This window comes from Streptococcus oralis (genome assembly GCF_003943415.1).
Classification (GTDB): Bacteria; Bacillota; Bacilli; order Lactobacillales; family Streptococcaceae; genus Streptococcus; species Streptococcus oralis_BJ.
This window is the reverse complement of sequence record NZ_RJPK01000005.1, coordinates 65945-88168: the sequence shown is the minus strand read 5'-3', so window position 1 is coordinate 88168 and position 22224 is coordinate 65945. Positions and strand designations below refer to the sequence as shown.

The following is a 22224-nucleotide window of genomic DNA, read 5'->3' as shown; positions in this document are numbered from 1 at the left end:
TTATCAGGGTTAAGCATTGCACTTTCAGAGGAAGGAGTATTTTTTAAAAAAAGAATGTAAACGCTTACTCAAAAATGAAAGGATTTAGGAATTTATGAATAAAGAATTATTTGAAAAACGTTGTAAATATAGTATTCGGAAATTTTCATTAGGTGTTGCTTCTGTTATGATTGGGGCTGCATTCTTTGGGACAAGTACAGTTCTTGCAGATAGCGTGCAGTCTGGCTCCACAGCGAATTTACCAGCGGATTTAGCCGCTGCTCTTGCAACAGCAAAAGAGAATGATGGGCGTGATTTTGAAGCACCAAAGGCGGGAGAAGACCAAGGGTCTCCAGAAGTTACTGATGGACCTAAGACAGAAGAAGAACTATTAGCACTTGAAAAAGCAAAATCAGCTAGTTCAGATAAGTTACCAGAAGGCTTAGAGGGCAAATTAGATAAGGCTGAAGATAAAGGGAAAGAAGTTGATAAGGATCAATTAGCTAAGAATACTGAGAATCTCGTTCCAGAAGATGTAGCTAAAACCAAGAATGGTGAATTAAACTACGGAGCAACTGTCAAAATCAAGACACCATCAGGTGAAGGTAGTGGGATTGTCATTGGCGAAAATCTTGTTTTAACTGTTTCACATAACTTTATAAAAGACGTTCCAGATGGCAATAATCGTAAGGTCGTTGACAATGATAATGGTGATGGAGATATCTATAGCATTTCCTATCCAGGACTACCAGATGTTAAATTTGGTAAAAAAGACATTATTCACTGGGATCGTGAAGGTTTCCTAAAAGGCTACAAGAATGATTTGGCTCTTGTTCGATTGCGAACAGTTTTGGAAAATGCTCCAGCAGAAGTGACTGAAAAACCTGCAGTGAAAAAGGTTGGAGATAAATTGCATGTCTTTGGCTATCCAACTGGAAAATTATCACCAGTGCTCAATACAACTGTTGAATTAGTCGAATCCTACGGTGAGGGCGTAAAAGGGATCGGTTATCAAGGTAGTCATCCAGGTGCTAGTGGCGGTGGTATCTTTGATACAGAAGGAAAACTAGTCGGTGTTCATCAAAATGGAGTTGTTGGTCAACGTAGTGGTGGCATTCTCTTCTCACCTGCCCAATTGAAATGGATCCAAGACCACATGCAGGGGATTTCAAGTGTCAAACCAGCAGACTTGGAAGAAAAAGAAAAACCGGCTGAAGAAAAACCAAAAGAGGATAAACCTGCGGCTGCTAAACCTGAAACACCTGAGAAATTGACAGCTGAATGGCAAACGGTAGAGAAAAAAGAACAACAGGGAACAGTCACTATCCGAGAAGAAAAAGGTGTCCGCTACAACCAACTATCCTCAACTGCTCAAAATGATAACGCAGGTAAACCAGCCCTGTTTGAAAAGAAGGGCTTGACCGTTGATGCCAATGGAAATGCGACTGTCGATTTAACTTTCAAAGAAGATTCTGAAAAGGGCAAATCACGCTTTGGTGTCTTCCTGAAATTTAAAGATACCAATAATAATGTTTTTGTCGGTTATGACAAGGATGGCTGGTTCTGGGAGTATAAATCTCCAACAACTAGCACTTGGTATAGAGGTAGTCGTGTTGCTGCCCCTGAAACAGGATCAACAAACCGTCTCTCTATCACCCTCAAGTCAGATGGACAACTCAATGCAACGAATAATGATGTGAAGCTCTTTGATACAGTAACTCTACCAGCTGCGGTCAATGATCATCTTAAAAATGAGAAGAAGATTCTTCTCAAGGCAGGCTCCTATGGTGATGAGCGAACAGTTGTTAGCGTTAAAACGGATAACCAAGAGGGGGTAAAAACAGAGGATACTCCTGCTGAAAAAGAAACAGGTCCTGAAGTAGATGATAGTAAAGTGACTTATGATACTATCCAATCTAAGGTCCTCAAGGCAGTGATTGACCAAGCCTTCCCACGTATTAAAGAATACAGCTTGAATGGGCATACCTTGCCAGGACAAGTCCAACAATTCAATAAAGTCTTTATCAACAAACACGAAGTCACACCTGAAGTTACCTACAAAAAAATCAATGAGACAACAGCAGAGTACTTGATGAAGCTTCGCGATGATGCTCACTTAATAAATGCGGAAATGACGGTTCGTTTGCAGGTTGTGGATAATCAGTTGCACTTTGATGTGACCAAGATTGTCAACCACAATCAAGTCACTCCAGGTCAAAAGATTGACGATGAAAGAAAACTGCTTTCTTCTATTAGTTTCCTTGGGAATGCTTTAGTATCTGTGTCAAGTGACCAAGCTGGTGCTAAGTTTGATGGGGCAACTATGTCAAACAATACCCATGTCAGCGGAGATGATCATATCGATGTAACCAATCCAATGAAGGATTTGGCTAAGGGTTACATGTATGGATTTGTTTCTACAGATAAGCTTGCTGCAGGGGTCTGGAGCAACTCTCAAAACAGCTACGGTGGTGGTTCTTATGACTGGACTCGCTTAACAGCTTACAAAGAAACAGTCGGAAATGCCAACTATGTAGGAATTCATAGTTCTGAATGGCAATGGGAAAAAGCTTATAAGGGCATTGTCTTCCCAGAATACACCAAGGAACTTCCAAGTGCTAAAGTTGTTATCACTGAAGATGCCAATGCGGATAACAAAGTCGATTGGCAGGATGGAGCCATTGCTTATCGTAGCATCATGAACAACCCTCAAGGTTGGGAAAAAGTCAAGGATATCACAGCTTATCGTATCGCGATGAACTTTGGTTCTCAAGCACAAAACCCATTCCTCATGACTCTAGATGGTATCAAGAAGATTAATCTCCATACAGATGGTCTTGGACAAGGTGTTCTCCTTAAAGGATATGGTAGTGAGGGACATGACTCTGGTCATTTGAACTATGCTGATATTGGTAAACGTATCGGTGGTGTCGAAGATTTCAAGACCCTGATTGAGAAGGCTAAGAAGTACGGAGCTTATCTTGGTATTCACGTTAACGCTTCTGAAACCTATCCAGAGTCTAAATACTTCAATGAAAAAATTCTTCGCAAGAATCCAGATGGTAGCTATAGTTATGGTTGGAACTGGCTAGACCAAGGTATCAACATTGATGCAGCTTATGACTTGGCTCATGGTCGTTTGGCACGTTGGGAAGATTTGAAGAATAAACTTGGTGAAGGTCTCGACTTTATCTATGTGGACGTTTGGGGAAATGGCCAATCAGGTGACAACGGTGCCTGGGCTACTCACGTTCTCGCTAAAGAGATTAACAAACAAGGCTGGCGCTTTGCGATTGAGTGGGGCCATGGTGGTGAGTACGACTCTACCTTCCATCACTGGGCAGCTGACTTGACCTACGGTGGCTACACCAATAAAGGTATCAACAGTGCCATCACGCGCTTTATCCGTAACCACCAAAAAGATGCTTGGGTAGGGGACTACAGAAGTTACGGAGGTGCTGCAGACTACCCACTTCTAGGTGGCTATAGCATGAAGGACTTTGAAGGATGGCAAGGACGAAGCGACTACAATGGCTATGTAACCAACTTGTTTACCCATGATGTCATGACTAAGTACTTCCAACACTTCACTGTAAGTAAATGGGAAAATGGTACGCCAGTAACCATGACCGATAATGGTAGTACCTATAAATGGACTCCAGAAATGCGAGTGGAATTGGTAGATGCTGACAAGAATAAAGTGGTTGTGACTCGTAAGTCAAATGATGTCAATAGCCCACAATACCGTGAACGTACAGTAACTCTCAACGGACGTGTGATCCAAGATGGTTCAGCTTACTTGACTCCTTGGAACTGGGATGCGAATGGTAAGAAACTTCCTACTGATAAGGAAAAAATGTACTACTTCAATACGCAGGCTGGTGCAACAACTTGGACCCTTCCGAGCGATTGGGCAAAGAGCAAGGTTTACCTTTACAAGCTAACTGACCAAGGTAAGACAGAAGAGCAGGAACTCACTGTAACAGATGGTAAGATTAGCCTAGACCTTCTAGCTAATCAACCATACGTACTTTACCGTTCGAAACAAAGCAATCCTGAAATGTCATGGAGCGAAGGCATGCACATCTATGACCAAGGATTTAATAGCGGAACCTTGAAGCATTGGAATATTTCGGGCGATGCTTCTAAGGCAGAAATTGTCAAGTCTCAAGGGGCAAACGATATGCTTCGTATTCAAGGAAACAAAGAAAAAGTTAGTCTCACTCAGAAATTAACTGGTTTGAAACCAAATACCAAGTATGCCGTTTATGTAGGTGTCGATAATCGTAGTAATGCCAAGGCGAGCATCACTGTAAACACTGGTGAAAAAGAAGTGACTACTTATACCAATAAGTCTCTCGCTCTCAACTATGTTAAGGCCTACGCTCACAATACACGTCGTGACAATGCGACAGTTGACAATACAAGTTACTTCCAAAACATGTACGCTTTCTTTACAACTGGATCTGACGTATCAAATGTTACTCTTACTTTGAGTCGCGAAGCTGGTGATGAAGCAACTTACTTTGATGAAATTCGTACCTTTGAAAATAATTCAAGCATGTACGGAGAAAACCATGATACAGGTAAAGGCACCTTCAAACAAGACTTTGAAAATGTTGCTCAGGGTATCTTCCCATTCGTAGTGGGCGGTGTCGAAGGTGTTGAAGACAACCGCACTCACTTGTCTGAAAAGCATGATCCATATACACAGCGTGGTTGGAACGGCAAGAAAGTTGATGATGTTATCGATGGAAATTGGTCACTCAAGACCAATGGACTGGTTAGCCGTCGTAACTTGGTTTACCAAACCATCCCACAAAACTTCCGCTTTGAAGCTGGTAAGACCTACCGTGTAACCTTTGAATACGAAGCAGGTTCTGACAATACCTACGCCTTTGTAGTCGGTAAGGGAGAATTCGAGTCAGGTCGTCGTGGTACTCAAGCAAGCAACTTGGAAATGCATGAGTTGCCAAATACGTGGACGGATTCTAAGAAAGCCAAGAAGGCAACCTTCCTCGTGACTGGTGCAGAAACAGGCGATACTTGGGTAGGTATCTACTCAACTGGCAACGCAAGCAATACTCGTGGTGATTCTGGTGGAAATGCCAACTTCCGTGGTTACAACGACTTCATGATGGACAATCTTCAAATCGAGGAAATTACCCTAACAGGTAAGATGTTGACAGAAAATGCTCTGAAGAACTACTTGCCAACGGTTGCCATGACCAACTACACCAAAGAGTCTATGGATGCTCTGAAAGAGGCGGTCTTTAACCTCAGTCAGGCAGATGATGATATCAGTGTCGAAGAAGCACGTGCAGAGATTGCCAAGATTGAAGCCTTGAAGAATGCTTTGGTTCAGAAGAAAACAGCCTTGGTAGCAGAAGACTTTGAAAGTTTGGATGCCCCTGCTCAAGCTGGTGAAGGCTTGGAAAATGCCTTTGATGGTAATGTATCTAGCCTATGGCATACATCTTGGGATGGAGGAGATGTAGGCAAGCCTGCAACTATGGTCTTGAAAGAACCGACTGAAATTACAGGACTTCGCTATGTTCCACGTGGTTCAAGTTCAAACGGTAACTTGAGAGATGTGACACTGGTTGTAACAGATGAGTCTGGCAAGGAGCACACTTTCACTGCGACGGACTGGCCTGATAACAATAAGCCAAAAGACATTAACTTTGGTAAGACAATCAAGGCTAAGAAAATCGTCCTTACGGGAACAAAGACTTACGGAGACGGTGGAGATAAATACCAATCTGCAGCGGAACTCATCTTTACCCGTCCACAGGTAGCAGAGACACCGCTTGACTTGTCAGGATATGAAGCAGCTTTAGCTAAGGCTCAAAAATTGACAGACAAAGAAAATCAAGAGGAAGTGGCTGGAGTTCAGGCGAGCATGAAATATGCGACGGATAACCATCTCTTGACGGAAAGAATGGTGGCCTACTTCGCAGACTATCTCAACCAATTAAAAGATTCTGCTACGAAACCAGACGCTCCAACAAGTAGCAAGGGTGAAGAACAACCTCCAGTTCTTGAAGTTCCTGAATTTAAGGGCGGCGTCAATGCAGTAGAAGCAGCTGTTCATGAAGTCCCAGAGTTCAAGGGCGGCGTTAATGCGGTTGAAGCAGCTGTTCATGACCTACCTGAGTTCATGGGAGGAGTCAATGCAGTAGAAGCAGCTGTACATGAAGTCCCTGAGTTCAAGGGCGGCGTTAATGCGGCAGAAGCAGCTGTTCATGACCTACCTGAGTTCATGGGAGGAGTCAATGCAGTTGAAGCCTTGGTACACGAATTGCCAGAATACACTGGTGGTGTTAATGGAGTTGAGCCAGCCCTACATGAAAAACTAGAGTACACAGGCCCACTAGGTACAGCAGGTGATGAACCAGCACCAACTGTTGAGAAACCAGAGTATAAGTTGACACCAGCTCCACTAGCTGATACAAAGACATCAGAAATCAAAGATACTCTGAAAAATGAAGAAAGCAAAAAGACACTCCCAGAAACAGGAGAAGACCAGTCTGATACAGCCCTCTTCCTAGCAGGAATCAGCCTAGCATTGTCAGCCGCCCTCTTTGCTATTAACAGTAAAAAAGAATAGATATTTATTTATTCCACAACTACATTGTTTGGATAAGTGACTTGGACTTCTATGGGGGTCAGAGTCGGAAAATGAATCAAACACCTGGAGAGGACCTCTTGGTTCTCTTCTTTTTAAAAGGAGAAATGATAACGCTTACTATCGTAAGCGGATGAAAGGAAATAGGAGAAATATGGACAAACACTTTTTTGAGAAACGCTGTCATTATAGTATCCGCAAATTTGCAATTGGTGCAGCTTCAGTTATGATTGGTGCTAGTATTTTTGGGGCAAATCTAGCCCATGCTTCAGAGACAGAAGTAAAATCTAGTACAGAGGATACCATAACGCAGGTTAAACCCATGGATAAGTTACCAGATGATTTAGCAGCTGCGCTTGAAAAGGCGGATGCAGAAGCTGCAACAGAAGGAAATCAAGAGGGTAGCCAGGCAACCGAAGAAGGAACAAAACCTGAAGAGACAGGAAAAACAACATCAACAACGACTCCTTCAGTTCCAGAAACATCTGAAATTCCTAAAGAAGAAGTGCAACCAGCAGAAACAAATACTCCTGCTACTAAACCAACTAATCAAGAAGTAGAAGAACGTCCAGATCTCAATCACTTAGAGGGAACTACTGCTTCAGCAAACAACCATGAGACTGGTACCAACTTTACTGCAGATAAGGCTATTGATGGAGATGAAAATACTCGTTGGGCAACGGACAGAGATGTACCAAAACCAACCTTCGAATTAACTCTTCCAAAAACTACCCTCATCAAGCATGTGGAAATTGACTGGGATCGTCGTCTTCGCAATGGGCAAAATGACCCAAATATCAAATCTTGGAGTCTCTACTACGCAGGTCAAGAAGACGTGGGCGCTAACGGAGAAAAACAATGGAAACTAGCTCATACCAAGACTGGAGATCCTGTTTTAGATGAGAAAGTAGACCTAGCTGAAAGTATCAAAGCTAAGTACCTCAAATTGGAGGTCAATGATTACCAAGCGGGAACAATGGGCTGGAGAAACGTTGGAATCCAAGAAATTCGAGCTTATTCAAACGTTCCGGACCATAGTAAGGTGACGGATATTCGCCAAGTAACCGAACTAACAGTAGCAGAAGATGGACAGTCTCTTGTCCTACCAAGTTTGCCGGGTCAGGTCAGTCTGATTGGCAGTAACAAGCAGGGTGTGATTGACCTTCAAAATCGCATCTACCAACCTCTGACAGATCAACGTGTCAAGGTTACGGTCCAACAAATCAAAGACAGTCATACCTTTACCAAAGAGTTTGAAGTAGTCATCAAGGGGCTACATCAGGACGAGGGTGTAGGTGTCAAACCAAAAGTAGCACCAGCTGTTCAACAATGGTATGGGAAAGAAGGCCAATCTTCTATCACTTCAGATACAGTTCTTGCGACAGGTGATTCAGGTTTTGATCAGGCTGCAACCTTCTACCAGTCAGACCTTGCAAGCCGTGGATTGGAACTTGCGACAGGTGACAAGCAAGCACAAAAACGAATTGAATTTAAAAAGGTTGAAAACAAAGGTTATGGCAAGGAAGGCTACGGCATCACTATCCAAGATGATGTGATTACCATCGAAGCTGCAACAAACACAGGTGCCTTCTACGCCACTCGTACGCTCCTTCAGATGGGAGAAAAGGATCTGCAAAACGGTGAAATTCGAGACTTCCCAAGTTTCAGTCATCGTGGCTTTATGCTGGATACAGGTCGTAAATTTATCCCTTATGACACCCTTGTAGATATCATGCTCAACATGGCTTACTACAAGATGAACGACTTGCAGTTGCACTTGAATGATAACTATATCTTCCTTAAGGAACACTTGGCAGGTAAGAATTTAACCCCAGAAGAACAACTCAAGTATGTACTTGAACATGCCAAGACTGGTTTCCGTGTGGAGACAGATATTGTCGGTAAGAATGGTCAAAAATTGACATCAGATGAGCATTATACTAAGGAAGAAATGCAAAATCTGATTAAATTGGCCAAGGCCTTGCATATCAACCTAGTACCAGAAATTGACACACCAGGTCACGCCTTGTCCTTTGTCAAAGTCCGTCCAGACCTCATGTATCAAGGTAGTTTGAGCGATTACGCAGGCAAGCACAATGTCGAACGAGTTGCCATGCTAGACTTGGATAACAAGTACGATGAAACGCTGGCTTTTGTCAAATCCGTCTATGACAAACTCCTCGATGGTCCAGATGCTCCTTTGCATGGTGTATCCACTGTTCATATCGGTACAGATGAGTATTATGGTAGCAGAGAAAGCTATCGTCGTTATGTCAATGATTTGATTCAATATATCAAGTCTAAGGGCTATACACCACGTATCTGGGGCTCGCTCAGTGCGAAACGTGGAAACACTCCTGTTGATTGGAACGGAGTAGAAGTTGATATTTGGAGTATTCACTGGCAACGTCCTAATGAAGCCATTGCTCAAGGAGCTAAGATTATCAATATCACGGATGTGCCGACATATAGTGTCCCAAGTGGAAGTAATAGTCAAGCAGCCTACGGGGACTATGCTAACTACGAACGCCAGTATAATAGCTGGACACCAAACGACTTCCGAACAGGTGGAGGTCCGCTTCTTGAATCGTCTCATCCAAGTATTATCGGAGGAGGTCATGCGGTTTGGAACGACAATATCGACCTTCATGAGACAGGTTTGACCTCTTACGATATCTTTAAACGTTTCTTCAAGAGCATGCAAACCACTGCAGAGCGGACTTGGGGATCTGATCGTGCGGCTACGACCTTTGCAGAACGCACCCTACCAACGAGTCCTTATGCGCCACAGTCTAACCCTGAAAAAGCAATTGCTTCAGAGGAACTATTCAACATCACTCCAGACAAGGTGAAAGAATATGCAACGAAGAAAGTAACCGCAACAGAAAATGGATTGGCTTTTGAGAAAGACAGTAGCATCGAAGGTTTGCCTGGTGATGTTGGTCCAAGTCATGTCTTGAAGTTTGATGTAACTATCACTGGAGACGGTGAACAAACCTTCTCAACAAGTGGGGATAACCGTATCTATCTAGCTGATAAAGATGGCTACCTCGCTTATCAATTTGAACAGTTCCATATCCAATTCAAGAAAAAACTTGAAAAGAACAAACGCTATCAAGTCTCTATCGTGACCAAACCACAATCAACAGAAGTCTATGTGGATGGTGAAAAGATTGAGCGTATCGCGGATCCTGCGCATCCACGTTTGGCTCATACAAGCTTGGTATTGCCACTTGAAAGTATCGGTGGCTTCAAGGGAATCTTGCACAGCGCTGAGTTGACTGATAAGCCTTTTGTAAATCCTCGTTTGATTGCAAATGACAAATTCACTGCTACTGCAAGTAGCCAAGAATTGCCAGGAACAGCGACTGAAGGCGCTGTTGAGAAAGCCTTTGACAATGATCCAAATACCTTTTGGCATACTAAGTGGACTGGTGACACTGCGCCATACACTCTTTCTATGACCTTGAAAGAAGCAGAAAAAGTCAATGGCTTGACTTATCTCCCACGTCCAGGTGGTGGAAATGGTGTCGTTACTCGCTACGAAATCTACGCACAAAAAGATGGCCAAATGGTCAAGGTTTCAGAAGGAAACTGGGACAACAATGCCCAAGAAAAAACAGTCAACTTTGCGGCGGTACATACCAACAAGATTGAGTTGAAAGTATTGGAAGGCGTTGGTGGTTTTGCAAGTGCAGCTGAAGTTCATCTATTGAAACCTGTCAAAGAAGAGCAAGAAACGCCTGCACCAAGTCAACCAGAAAAACCAACTACTCCTGAAAAACCAAAAGTAGACCAAACCGGTGATGGAACAGTTGAATTGGCAGATCAATTCACAGCAAGTAAACCAGCTAGCGAAGACAGCATTGCAGCTGCTAGCAAGAGCGCAGACTATCTCAAGAAAGAGTACAAGGTCTTCCCAACTCCACAAAAAGTGACCTATGGCGAAGGTGTTACAGCCCTTCGTAAGCAAGTCAATCTGGTTATGGGCGATCAACTCGATATCTATACTCGCAATCGTTTGAAGAGTGTCTTGCAGGACAATCAAGTATCTTATACAACTGGTAAGGCGGCAATCGCTGGCGCAACCAATATCTATCTTGGAGTGCATGGACAAGGTTCACAAGCAGAACAAAACTTGTCCAAGGTTTCAGCAGGCCTCTTTGACAAGATTGATGCCTATGTTTTGAGCATCAAGGATAATTCGATTTCCATAGTCGGAAAAGACACAGATGCGGTCTTCTATGGTTTGACAACTCTGAAACATATGCTCAAGGAAAGCCAAGTACCAGTCCTTCGCAATGTGACAGTAGAAGATTACGCAGAGCTCAAGAACCGTGGTTTCATCGAAGGTTACTATGGAAATCCATGGTCTAATGCGGATCGTGCAGAGCTCATGCGTTATGGTGGCGATTTGAAATTGAACCAATACTTCTTTGCACCAAAAGATGATCCATACCACAACAAGAAATGGCGTGAACTCTATCCAGAAGAAAAACTAGCTGAAATCCGTGAACTTGCTCGTGTCGGAAATCAAAGTAAAACCCGCTATGTCTGGACCATCCATCCATTCATGAACAACCGCATCCGCTTTGGCAATGAAGCACACTACCAAGAAGACTTGGCAACCATCAAGGCCAAATTTACCCAGTTGATGAAAGTGGGTGTCCGCGAATTTGGTATCCTTGCAGATGATGCTCCAAGCCCAGTCGGAGGCTACAATAGCTACAACCGCTTGATGAAAGACATGACGGATTGGTTGACTGAAATGCAGGGAACTTACAGCGGTCTTCGTAAAGAAATGATTTTTGTTCCTGGACAGTATTGGGGTAATGGACGTGAGGATGAGTTGAAATCCCTCAATGAAAATCTCCCTAGTTCAACATCCATGACCTTGACGGGTGGTAAGATTTGGGGTGAAGTTTCTGAAAGCTTCCTTTCAACTCTCAAGAACAATCTATCCGCAGGTGGTAAGACCTATCGCCCAGTTTCACTTTGGATTAACTGGCCTGTAACAGATAACTCTAAACAACACTTGATTCTAGGTGGTGGTGAGAAATTCCTTCATCCAAATGTGGATCCAAGCTTGCTATCTGGTATCATGTTGAACCCAATGCAACAGTCTGAACCATCTAAGATTGCCCTCTTTTCAGGAGCTCAATACTCATGGAAACAGTGGAAATCAGAAGAAGAAGCTAAGAAAATCAATGATATTGCCTTCAACTTTGTTGAAAATGGTTATTTTGAAGATAGCAAGGTATCAGCAGCCTTCCGCGAACTTGGTAAGCACATGATCAACCAAAACATGGATAATCGTGTCGTCAAACTAGAAGAATCTGTAGACTTGGCTCCAAAATTAACAGATTTCATGACCAAGCTCAAAGCAGGTCAGGATGTGACTGCAGAGCGTGCAGCCTTGCGAGCTGAATTTGCCAAGATTAAAGAAGCAGCTGAGCTCTATAAAGCATCAGGTGATAAAAAAATGGTTGCGCAAATCCACTATTGGTTGGATAATGCAATCGATCAAATGAATGCTCTCGATGCCTTCCTTACAGGAACTGAAGCGATGGCTACAAACGATGCAGCCAAACTTTGGGACAGCTACTATAAAGGTTTGAAATTGTACGAACAGTCTCAAACTCACACTTTCCATTATGTAGACCATATGGAAAAGGCTGAATTGGGTGTTCAACATATTCGTCCATTTATCCTATCCTTGAAAGAAGTTCTGGCGTCTGAAGTTCAAAAAGTCTTGCATCCAGACCAAATCATCAGTACCTTTATCACCAATCGAACAGGTGTAGAGGGAGGTTTGGCAGAAGTAACGGATGGCGACTTGGCAACCCATGCGATTATTAAATCACCAAACAGCATCAAGACAGGTGATTATATCGGTATGAAATTCAACAAGCCGATAGCGATCCAAACCTTGACCTTTGCTATGGGAACGCAGGCAAATCCACGTGATACCTTTAGTAAGGCAGAAGTGCAGTATCAAGATGAAAATGACAACTGGGTAACCTTGAAAGAGCCAAGCTATGTCGGAAATGAATCCCTTCTTAAGTTTGAAAATCTCACTATCAAGGCCAAGGCAGTTCGCATGATTGCGACGGCAGACCGTGAGAACACTTGGTTTGCAGTTCAGGAAATTGCAGTCAACCGACCAGTTGAAAAAGCTCGTAGCCAACAAGAAACGACAGTTAGTCTGAGCTCAAATTTAGTCTATAAACTAAATACCTCAGCCCGTCAAATCACTGATGGCAAGGACAATACAGAAGCCATGATGGCAAACGCTGATGGTAGCGATACCACTCCAGTAGATGCCTGGGCACAACTTGACCTCGGCGAAGTCAAGTCAGTCACTAAAGTTCGCCTTCGTCAAGGAACAGGTGATAAACTTGCGGCAGGTGTGCTTGAGTATTCTACAGACGGTACTACTTGGCAGGAACTTGATCGCTTGACAGGTGAGCAAACCAAGGAAGTGACTAGAGCTATCAATGCTCGTTATATCCGAGTACGCAATACTAAGGCACTCGACCTCTGGTGGCGTATCCAAGACTTCTCTGTTGAGACACGCTCTGGAAACAGTGAGTTAACGGACACCAACGTCGATGCCTTGAAGGAAACGCCGGTAGTGGATAGCTTAGGACATTATGAGCTTCAAATTCCAGCTGGAACTAAACTTCCTGTAAATAGCTATCTAGGTATGAAACTTGACCGTATCCATCAGGCAGATAGCATTCAGTTGCAAGGTCAAGACAATCCAGCTCTCGACTTGGAATATTCTGCAAATGCACAAGAATGGTACCCAGCTAGTCAGTTGACTGACAAGTCCTTGGTTCGTTATGTTCGTTTGGTCAACAAGACTGATCAAGAGCAAGCTGTTACAGCAACCTCTCTCCTAGTAACTACTAAGGAAGTTCAACCAACTAAACTGGAATCTACCACGATGGGCATTCACCCAGCATACGGCAGCAATGATGTTCGTAAACTGAACAATCTAGATCAATTGTTTGACGGTGTTTACAACAACTTCGTTGAGTTTTCAGACTATGCCCATAAAGATGGCCACGTGACCTTGAAACTTGGTAGCGAACGCACTATCAAGAAGATTAGAGCCTACATCCAAGACGGAACTCAAAACTACCTTCGTGATGGTAAGATCCAAGTCAGCCAAGACGGTAAAACTTGGACAGATGTCGTGACAGTGGGAGATGGTGTGGCCAATAGCCAACACGATGATTCTCTGACAGATGGTTGGACACATGATTCTAAGATGCCAGGAAATCGCTACATCGAAGGTGAATTGACGACACCAGTCAAAGCTAACTATCTCCGTGTTCTCTATACTGCAGACTATGATGCTCGTTTTGTAGGATTTACAGAATTGGTCATCAATGACGGTGAATTTGTTAAACCAATCAATGATCCAACAGTAGAAGGAAGTAGTGGAGAAAGCCAAGGTAATCTTTACAATAATCTTGTAGACGGCAAAGTCTTGACCAGCTATAAGTCTGAAAAAGACAAGGGCGAGTTAGTTTATCACTTATCTGAGCCAACCAATGCCAACCACCTTCGTCTCGTTTCCAGTCTTCCTGAAGGAGCTAAGGCACGTGTTCTTGCTAGAACACTCAAGGATGGTCAAGACAGCTGGACAGACCTCGGTGCCATTACATCTAGTCTCCAAACCTTCGCTATCCGAAATGGTGGCTCTCTTCTAGACGTCAAATTAGTCTGGGAAGGCGGCAAGGCTGAGTTTTATGAATTGGCGAGCTTCTATCAAGAATTAACAGAAGAATCGGTTCAATCAAGCAAGGGTGAAGAGCAACCACCAGTTCTGGAGGTTCCTGAATTCACAGGTGGTGTCAATGCGGTTGAAGCGGCAGTGAATGAAGTACCAGAGTACACAGGTTCACTTGGTACAGCAGGAGATCAGCCAGCACCGACAGTTGAGAAACAAGAATTCACAGGTGGTGTCAATGCAGTTGAAGCCTTGGTACATGAGCTTCCAGAGTACACAGGTTCACTTAGTACAGTAGGAGATCAGCCAGCACCGATAGTTGAGAAACTAGAGTTTACAGGTGGTGTGAACGCGGTAGAAGCAGCGGTACATGAAGTACCAGAGTACACAGGCCCACTTGGAACAGCCGGAGACCAAGCGGCACCGACAGTTGAGAAACCAGAGTTTACAGGTGGTGTGAACGCGGTAGAAGCAGCAGTACATGAAGTACCAGAGTACACAGGTCAGCTTGGAACAGCCGGGGACCAACCAGCACCGACAGTTGAGAAACCAGAGTTTACAGGTGGTGTGAACGCGGTAGAAGCAGCAGTACATGAAGTACCAGAGTACACAGGTCAGCTTGGAACAGCCGGGGACCAACCAGCACCGACAGTTGAAAAACCAGAGTACAAATTGAACTTAAGTCCACTCGCTGATACTAAGACTCCAGAAGTTAAACATGATGATCAGAAGGAGCTTCCGGCAACAGGTGAAAGCAAATCTGACACAGCTCTCTTCCTGGCAGGCGTAAGTCTAGCCCTATCTGCTCTCTTTATCGCGAAAGGGAAAAAGGAATAGCTTCTGATTACCTTTGTTTTTGACAAATTTTAGCATCAAGAGGAAGTGAAAAGACAGCTCCATAACCTCTATAATAGTTAGAGAAACTATCAAAAGAGTTATGGCGCTGTTGAGATAAACTATTGTGCTATAAAGAATAAAAATCCTGAGAATTTTACTTCTCAGGATTTTGCTTATTGTTGTGGTTGACTTGGTTGGTTTTGCTCAGCAGGTGCAGTGCCTGATTGTTGAGGAATCGTCTGCGTTTGACTTGTGTTTGGAGTAGTTGAACTTGACTGAGAAGTTGAACTCTCAGATGTTGAGCTAGAACTTTCAGAAGTCGAACTTTGTTGTGTAGATGATGAAGGGGTCCACGTATTGCGTGCTCCATTCTTAAAGACAAATTCTCCGTTTCTGTAAAGGCCTTCAGGCATGGTCCAATCCCCTGGATGGTCATCTGTTGAGAGGTAGGTCATCATCGAACGGTAGACCTTAGCAGCAACGTAGAAGCCATCACCAACGATAGGAGTAAGTCGGTTAGAGTAACCGGTCCAAACAGCCATCGAGTATTTACGAGTATAGCCGACAAACATTTCGTCTGGAGCTACATAACCAGAGTTCTTGATGTATTTCTCGATTTCATCATCTGTATAGTTTGATGTACCAGTCTTACCAGCTTGTGGTAGCCATGAAAGGTAGGCTCCACGTCCTGTCCCGTAGGTTAGGACAGTTTTCATCATCTCTGTCATCATGTAGGCAGTAGTTTCTTTCATAGCGCGTGTTCCTGAATCAGAAAACTCTTTTGAACTACCATCACTAAAGATGATTTTGTTGATGTACATTGGCTTATGGTAAATACCGCCATTGGCAAAGGCAGCATAGGCTGCGGCCATTTTTTCACTGCTTGCCCCATACTTTTTGTTAGATTCGGTTGTGTTACTTGAAATCGCGTTGGCATAGTGCATGTCTGGGTAGTCAATACCGAGTCCATTTAGGAAGGTCTTGGCTCTATCCAAACCGACTTTATTCAAGGTTTCTACAGCTGTAACGTTCCGTGATTGTTGAAGAGCATACTGCAACGTGATGTTTCCAAAGTAACTCTTATCCCAGTTGTAGACAGGTGTGTTGGTTCCAGGATAGTTATAAGGTACGTCATGAACAATAGAAGCAGTTGAGTCGTAGATATCATACTCCAAGGCTGGCGCGTAATCTGTGATGGGTTTCATGGTTGAACCCCAGTCGCGGTTTGTTTCGACAGCTTGGTTCATACCGAAGGAAACATTGCTTGATTGGTGACGGGCACCTAATTGAGCGATGACTTTTCCATTTGTGACATCTACGATAGTTGAAGCCACTTGCAATTCATCATCTGGATAGTTAACGTATTCGTCGGTATTGTAGATATCCCAGAGACGTTGTTGAACGGCTGGATCAACATTGGTATAAACTTCCATCCCTGTTGTCAAAAGGTTGTAACCAGTTTCCTGTTCGACTTGGTCGATTACCTCTTTGAGATAATTGTCCATATACGGAGGATAGCTATTAGCAGATTTTAGACTTTGAAGTCCGTCTGTAATAGGAGTGTTAATGGCTTTTTCGTATTGTTCGGCTGTAATGTAACCTTGTCCCTTCATCTCGGAGAGAACCAGATCTCGGCGTTCTTGTGCCGCTTCTGGATGAGAATAGGGATCATATTGATTTGGAGCCTGGGGCATTCCGGCTAGGAGAGCCAATTGAGGTAGACTTAAATCTTTGAGGTCTTTGCCATAGTAGTTTTGGGCTGCCGTTTGCATCCCGTAATTTCCGTTGGACATATAGACCTTGTTGATGTAGTAAGTTAGGATTTCTTGTTTGGTCGCCTTTTGTTCTAGCTGAACGGCTAGCCAAGCTTCCTGAGCCTTACGTGAAAGTGTCTGGTCAGATGTTGACGTTGAGAAGTAGGTTAATTTAATCAACTGCTGTGTCAAGGTAGAACCACCTTGAAGACCACCCCCACCACGGAGGTTTCGTAAGGAAGCGCCTAGGATACGAATCGTATCTACTCCTCGGTGACTAAAGAAACGATGATCTTCAATAGAGACAATTGCATTGACCAGCTCCGTAGGGATTTCATTAGCCTGTGCATTGACACGGCGCTCAGAACCCAGATCAGCGATCAGTTCATTTTTGCTGTCATAGATCTTACTAGACGTTGTAGCGACTAGCTTACTTTCGGATAGGGCCGGAGCCTTGCTGACATAGTAGAGAAAGAGGCCTCCACCTAGCATAATAGCTGCGATAAATACAGTCAAGAGGCAGATACTGACATACTTAACTATTCGCAGGAAAGTTTGTTTGTTCATCTTATTTTACCACCTAGTAAATGTTCTTTGATAACTTCGAGATAGGGAATCTGTGGAAAGGCACCAGGCTCGATCCTATATCCATTTTCTCGAATATATCCAAGTGGCATTGACTTTTGTCCCATATCTTGATGATAGAAACGAATCAAATCAATGGCCGGCAATAAGTAGGTTTCTTGCTGAGAAGAAAAGTGAAGGAGGACAAAGCAGATTCCTTGCTGGGCAAGAACTTGTTCCATATGCTGGATCTGGTGAAGATGGAAATTCTTCATCGGAATCGCATGTTTTTGCCTGGTTTCCTTTGCTTCAAAGTCGATGTAGTATCCATCATAAACCCCTGAATAGTCAGTAGTTGAGGCTTGCCTAAAGTAGGCTTCAACGATCTTGGCTCGACTTCTTTGGGGATAGTCGACACGTACGATTTGGATGGGTGTCGGTTTCTTGTGGATAACAGCCAACCCATGCGACAAATAGTAGTCGTTCGTAGCGTTGATCATCTTTTCAAAAGACATTCCCCGATTTGCGAAATTTTTAGTTTGTGACGGGGGTGCTTGTCTCTTCTGTGATGAAAGTTTATGTGGATAGTTGACCATAATTCTCCTTATTGGTACAATAACATCACTTTATTATATCATAAATTTACAAAGAAAGGGTTAAAAATGACAACAGCCTTGATTTTAGGCTATTCAGCCTTCGACCTTGGTCTCTTTAATGACAAGGATATTCGCGTTGATATTATCAAAACAGCCATTCGGAGAGATCTAGAACGTCTAGCAGAAGAAGGGGTGACCTGGCTTGTCTTTACAGGGACCTTGGGCTTTGAGTACTGGGTGCTGGAAGTGGCACAGGATATGAAAGCAGACTATGGCTTTCAGTTGGCAACGATTTTTGCCTTTGAAACCCATGGCAGTAATTGGAATGAGGCCAATCAAATCAAACTCAGTGAGTTTAAGCAAGTTGACTTTGTCAAATACGCCTATCCACAATATGAGCACAAGGGACAATTACGCGATTATCAGAAATTTCTGCTGGAAAATACGGAAGGGTGCTATCTCTTTTATGACGAAGAAAATGAAACCAAGTTACAGTATTTTTACCAGATGATGAAAAATCAAGAAGGCTATGTTACAAAAAGATTAACATTTGAGGATCTGAACGAAATAGTGGAAAATTTTTCCGAAAAATGAGGCTTTGACCTTGATTTTTGTTTGTCTTTTTTTATATAATAAGAATAGCAATCAAGAATGGAGAGAGAAATGGCAAGTATTATTTTTTCAGCAAAAGATATTTTTGAACAAGAGTTTGGACGTGAAGTTCGCGGATATAGTAAGGCAGAGGTAGACGAGTTCCTAGATGATGTGATCAAGGATTATGAGACTTACGCAGCTTTGGTCAAATCTCTTCGTCAGGAGATTGCTGATTTGAAGGAGGAATTGTCTAACAAGCCACAGGCAAGTTCTACTCAACAAAGTTCTATCGAAGTAACAAGTTCTACTCCAATGACAAATTTTGATATTTTGAAACGATTGAATCGACTTGAAAAAGAAGTATTCGGTAAGCAAATCGTAGACAATTCTGAGTTATAATCAGGTGTCTATTAGATGCAATTTTTGGATAATCGCGTGAAGAGAATCCCTTTTCATGAGGAAAGTCCATGCTAGCACAGGCTGTGATGCCTGTAGTGTTTGTGCTAGGCGAAACCATAAGCCTAGGGACGAGAGATCGTTACGGCAGTCGAAATGGCTAAGTCTTCGGATAGGTCAGAGTAGGCTTGAAAGTGCCACAGTGACGGAGTCTTTCTGGAAACGGAGAGAGTGGAACGCGGTAAACCCCTCAAGCTAGCAACCCAAATTTCGGTCGGGGCATGGAGTGCACGGAAACGAACGTAGTACTCTGACTGCTATCAGTTATAGGCTGCTAGTGGTAGACAGATGATTATCGAAGGAAGTGGTCCTAGTCACTTCTGGAACAAAACATGGCTTATAGAAAATTGCATATAGGTTGGGGCTGAGAACTTTTTCTCAACCTCATTTTTTAAAGTGAACAAGAGAAAGGTCTTGCAAGACTGTAAAATGAAAAAAGAATTTAATTTAATCGCAACTGCTGCAGCGGGGCTCGAGGCTGTCGTTGGACGTGAGATGCGAGAGTTAGGCTATGATTGCCATGTTGAAAACGGCCGTATCCGTTTTCAAGGAGATGTGAAGGCAATTATTGAGACCAATCTTTGGCTTCGAGCAGCTGACCGCATCAAGATTGTAGTTGGAAGCTTTCCTGCAAAGACTTTTGAAGAGCTTTTCCAAGGAGTTTTTGCTCTGGATTGGGAAAACTATCTCCCGCTCGGGGCACGTTTCCCTATTTCCAAGGCCAAATGCGTTAAGTCTAAACTTCACAATGAGCCTAGTGTTCAGGCTATTTCCAAGAAGGCGGTTGTGAAGAAACTGCAAAAGCACTATGCCCGTCCAGAAGGGGTTCCCTTGATGGAAACTGGTCCTGAGTTTAAGATAGAGGTGTCCATCCTGAAAGATGTGGCGACTGTCATGATTGACACGACAGGTTCTAGCCTCTTTAAGCGTGGTTATCGTACGGAAAAGGGTGGAGCGCCTATCAAGGAAAACATGGCAGCAGCCATTTTACAACTCTCTAACTGGTATCCAGACAAGCCCTTGATTGATCCGACCTGTGGTTCAGGAACTTTCTGTATCGAGGCGGCTATGATAGCTAAAAAGATGGCTCCTGGCCTCCGCCGTTCCTTTGCTTTTGAAGAATGGAACTGGGTTAGCGATCGGTTAATCCAAGAAGTGCGTACGGATGCTGCCAAGAAAATCGATCGTGAGATAGAATTGGATATTATGGGCTGTGATATTGATGCTCGGATGGTTGAGATTGCTAAGGCCAATGCTCAAGCGGCAGGCGTGGCAGGTGATATCACTTTTAAGCAAATGCGGGTACAAGACTTGCGCACAGACAAGATAAATGGTGTCATCATTTCCAATCCGCCATATGGTGAACGTTTGTCGGATGATGCTGGAGTAACCAAACTCTATGCTGAAATGGGACAGGTCTTTGCACCACTGAAAACCTGGAGTAAGTTTATCCTGACGAGTGATGAAGCATTTGAAAGTAAGTACGGAAGTCCAGCAGATAAAAAACGAAAACTCTATAACGGAACCTTAAAAGTGGATTTGTATCAATACTTTGGTCAGCGTGTGAAGCGCCAAGAGGTAAAGTAGAAAGGAAGATAGATGAGTAAAAAAAGACACAATCGTCATAAAAAAGAGCATCAAGAATCCAAATTTGATTTTGACGAGGCGAAAGATTTGACAGTTGGTCAAGTCATCCGTAAAAATGAAGAAGTTGAAGCTGGAGTATTGCCTGAGGACAATATTTTGGATAAATACATCAAACAGCACCGCGAGGAAATCGAGGCGGACAAGTTTGAAACACGTCAATTTAAAAAAGAAGAACTGCAGGAAGCTCAGGCTCAAGAAGAATTGACACAGGAAGTTCCAGAGATCACTGAAGAGTCGGCGTCAATCATGGAGGAACCCGATACAGTTTCAGAAGAAACGGTGTCAGATTCAGCTGAAACTACAGGCTCGGATGTGATTTTGCCTCCTTTGGGAGAGGAAAATCAAGACTTGGAACCGCTCGTGTTGGAAAAGCAAGAGCCGGCAGAGATTACTGATGAGAAAGAAGAGGAAGAGACAGCTCTACTTTCACGATCAGCTCAGGGAGAATCAGAAACAACTTCTAATTCTAAAAAGAAGCGCATGTTTGTTATCGGTTCAGCCTTGGCTGCAGCCCTTATCTTGGCAGGTAGTTACTATATCTATCGCCAAGTAACTCGCTCTAACCAAGCTATCCAGTCTTCTCAATCATCTTCTAGTAATCAGGAAACACAAGCGACTCTACAAGAGTTTAATACTCTCTACGATGCCTTTTATACGGATGCTAATAAAACAGCCTTGAAAAATAGTCAGTTTGACAAGTTGAAGCAACTCAAGGCTCAACTAGATAAACTCGAAGGCAGTCGAGAGTATACCCTTGCCAAGTCTAAGTATGATAGTTTAGAAACTCAAATCAAGGCTGTGCAAGAAGTGAATGATCAGTTTGAAACTCCAGCAATTACTGATGGTGTCTTGGATACCAATGTGAAGGTCAAGGCAGATGCTAAATTTACAGAAATTAAAACAGGGAATACAGAGCTAGATAAACTGTTAGATAAGGCCATTAGCCTTGGTAAGAGCCAGCAAACAAGCGCCTCTAGTTCAAGTTCAAGTAGCAGTAGCCAAGAAAGTTCAAGTACAACGACTGATAGCAGTACGAGCAGTTCGTCTGCTTCATCAAGTTCAGCGCCTGCCAGCAGACCAGAAAGTGGAGGTTTGTCTAGTGATGGTGTCAATCTTCAAAGAAGTGCTAGTCGTGTACCCTACAACCAATCCGCTGTAGAGGATAGCAGCAACCCTGCTTGGAATTTTGCTGAGGGTGTTTTGGAACAAATCCTAGCAACATCACGTGCTCGTGGCTATATCACTGGTAATCAATATATCCTAGAACGTGTCAATATCGTAAACGGAAATGGTTATTATAACCTCTACAAACCAGATGGAACCTATCTCTTCACCCTCAACTGTAAGACTGGATACTTTGTTGGTAATGGAGCTGGTCACGCGGATGACTTGGACTACTAGGAGTCCGTTACAAAATTCTTTCCTTTC

General features: G+C 43.4%; 8 protein-coding genes and 1 other RNA gene. 7 read left to right on the top strand and 2 right to left on the bottom strand.

Going from position 1 to position 22224, the window contains the following annotated elements; all coding sequences use genetic code 11:
• Window positions 1-94: 94 nt before the first annotated feature.
• Together D8801_RS07435 and D8801_RS07430 are read left to right on the top strand one after the other, a co-directional pair.
• Window positions 95-6589, top strand: a complete 6495-nt coding sequence (locus D8801_RS07435; RefSeq protein WP_125848937.1) for a SpGH101 family endo-alpha-N-acetylgalactosaminidase — start codon at window positions 95-97, stop codon at window positions 6587-6589.
• Window positions 6590-6761: 172 nt separating this feature from the next.
• A complete protein-coding gene (locus D8801_RS07430) occupies window positions 6762-15185 on the top strand; it encodes an SIALI-17 repeat-containing surface protein (RefSeq protein ID WP_125848936.1) in 8424 nt (2807 codons plus the stop codon).
• 173 nt (window positions 15186-15358) lie between these two features.
• Here D8801_RS07430 and pbp1a read toward each other — a convergent pair whose 3' ends face one another.
• Window positions 15359-17506 (bottom strand): penicillin-binding protein PBP1A, encoded by a 2148-nt coding sequence (pbp1a, locus tag D8801_RS07425; protein WP_125848935.1) that lies wholly within the window; start codon window positions 17504-17506, stop codon window positions 15359-15361.
• Window positions 17503-18099 carry a Holliday junction resolvase RecU gene (recU, locus tag D8801_RS07420; RefSeq protein ID WP_000248771.1) on the bottom strand — a complete coding sequence of 199 codons (597 nt, stop codon included), beginning with the start codon at window positions 18097-18099 and terminating at the stop codon, window positions 17503-17505. The genes pbp1a and recU overlap by 4 nt, the downstream gene beginning before the upstream one ends.
• Before the next feature lie 66 nt (window positions 18100-18165).
• On the opposite strand from recU, the gene D8801_RS07415 reads away from it, so the two are divergent.
• The 5 genes from D8801_RS07415 (at window position 18166) to mapZ (ending at window position 22197) form a co-directional block, all read left to right on the top strand.
• Entirely contained in the window at window positions 18166-18693 is a 528-nt protein-coding gene (locus tag D8801_RS07415; protein WP_125398578.1) for an SLOG family protein, read from the top strand.
• 69 nt (window positions 18694-18762) lie between these two features.
• Complete coding sequence (gene gpsB, locus D8801_RS07410) at window positions 18763-19092, top strand: cell division regulator GpsB (protein WP_000146526.1); 330 nt, start codon at window positions 18763-18765, stop codon at window positions 19090-19092.
• A gap of 20 nt (window positions 19093-19112) precedes the next feature.
• Window positions 19113-19494, top strand: an RNA gene (gene rnpB, locus D8801_RS07405) — RNase P RNA component class B.
• Between the two features lie 84 nt (window positions 19495-19578).
• Window positions 19579-20736 carry a THUMP domain-containing class I SAM-dependent RNA methyltransferase gene (locus tag D8801_RS07400; protein WP_125848933.1) on the top strand — a complete coding sequence of 386 codons (1158 nt, stop codon included), beginning with the start codon at window positions 19579-19581 and terminating at the stop codon, window positions 20734-20736.
• 12 nt (window positions 20737-20748) lie between these two features.
• Window positions 20749-22197, top strand: coding sequence for a cell division site-positioning protein MapZ (gene mapZ, locus D8801_RS07395; protein ID WP_125848931.1), 1449 nt, complete (start codon window positions 20749-20751; stop codon window positions 22195-22197).
• The last annotated feature ends 27 nt before the right edge of the window (window positions 22198-22224 follow it).

Bases quoted from the DNA above. Each gene is read 5' to 3' on its own strand.
- D8801_RS07400 (WP_125848933.1), top strand. From the start codon at position 19,579: ATGAAAAAAGAATTTAATTTAATCGCAACTGCTGCAGCGGGGCTCGAG.
- pbp1a (WP_125848935.1), bottom strand. From the start codon at position 17,506: ATGAACAAACAAACTTTCCTGCGAATAGTTAAGTATGTCAGTATCTGC.
- gpsB (WP_000146526.1), top strand. From the start codon at position 18,763: ATGGCAAGTATTATTTTTTCAGCAAAAGATATTTTTGAACAAGAGTTT.
- recU (WP_000248771.1), bottom strand. From the start codon at position 18,099: ATGGTCAACTATCCACATAAACTTTCATCACAGAAGAGACAAGCACCC.
- mapZ (WP_125848931.1), top strand. From the start codon at position 20,749: ATGAGTAAAAAAAGACACAATCGTCATAAAAAAGAGCATCAAGAATCC.
- D8801_RS07435 (WP_125848937.1), top strand. From the start codon at position 95: ATGAATAAAGAATTATTTGAAAAACGTTGTAAATATAGTATTCGGAAA.
- D8801_RS07430 (WP_125848936.1), top strand. From the start codon at position 6,762: ATGGACAAACACTTTTTTGAGAAACGCTGTCATTATAGTATCCGCAAA.
- D8801_RS07415 (WP_125398578.1), top strand. From the start codon at position 18,166: ATGACAACAGCCTTGATTTTAGGCTATTCAGCCTTCGACCTTGGTCTC.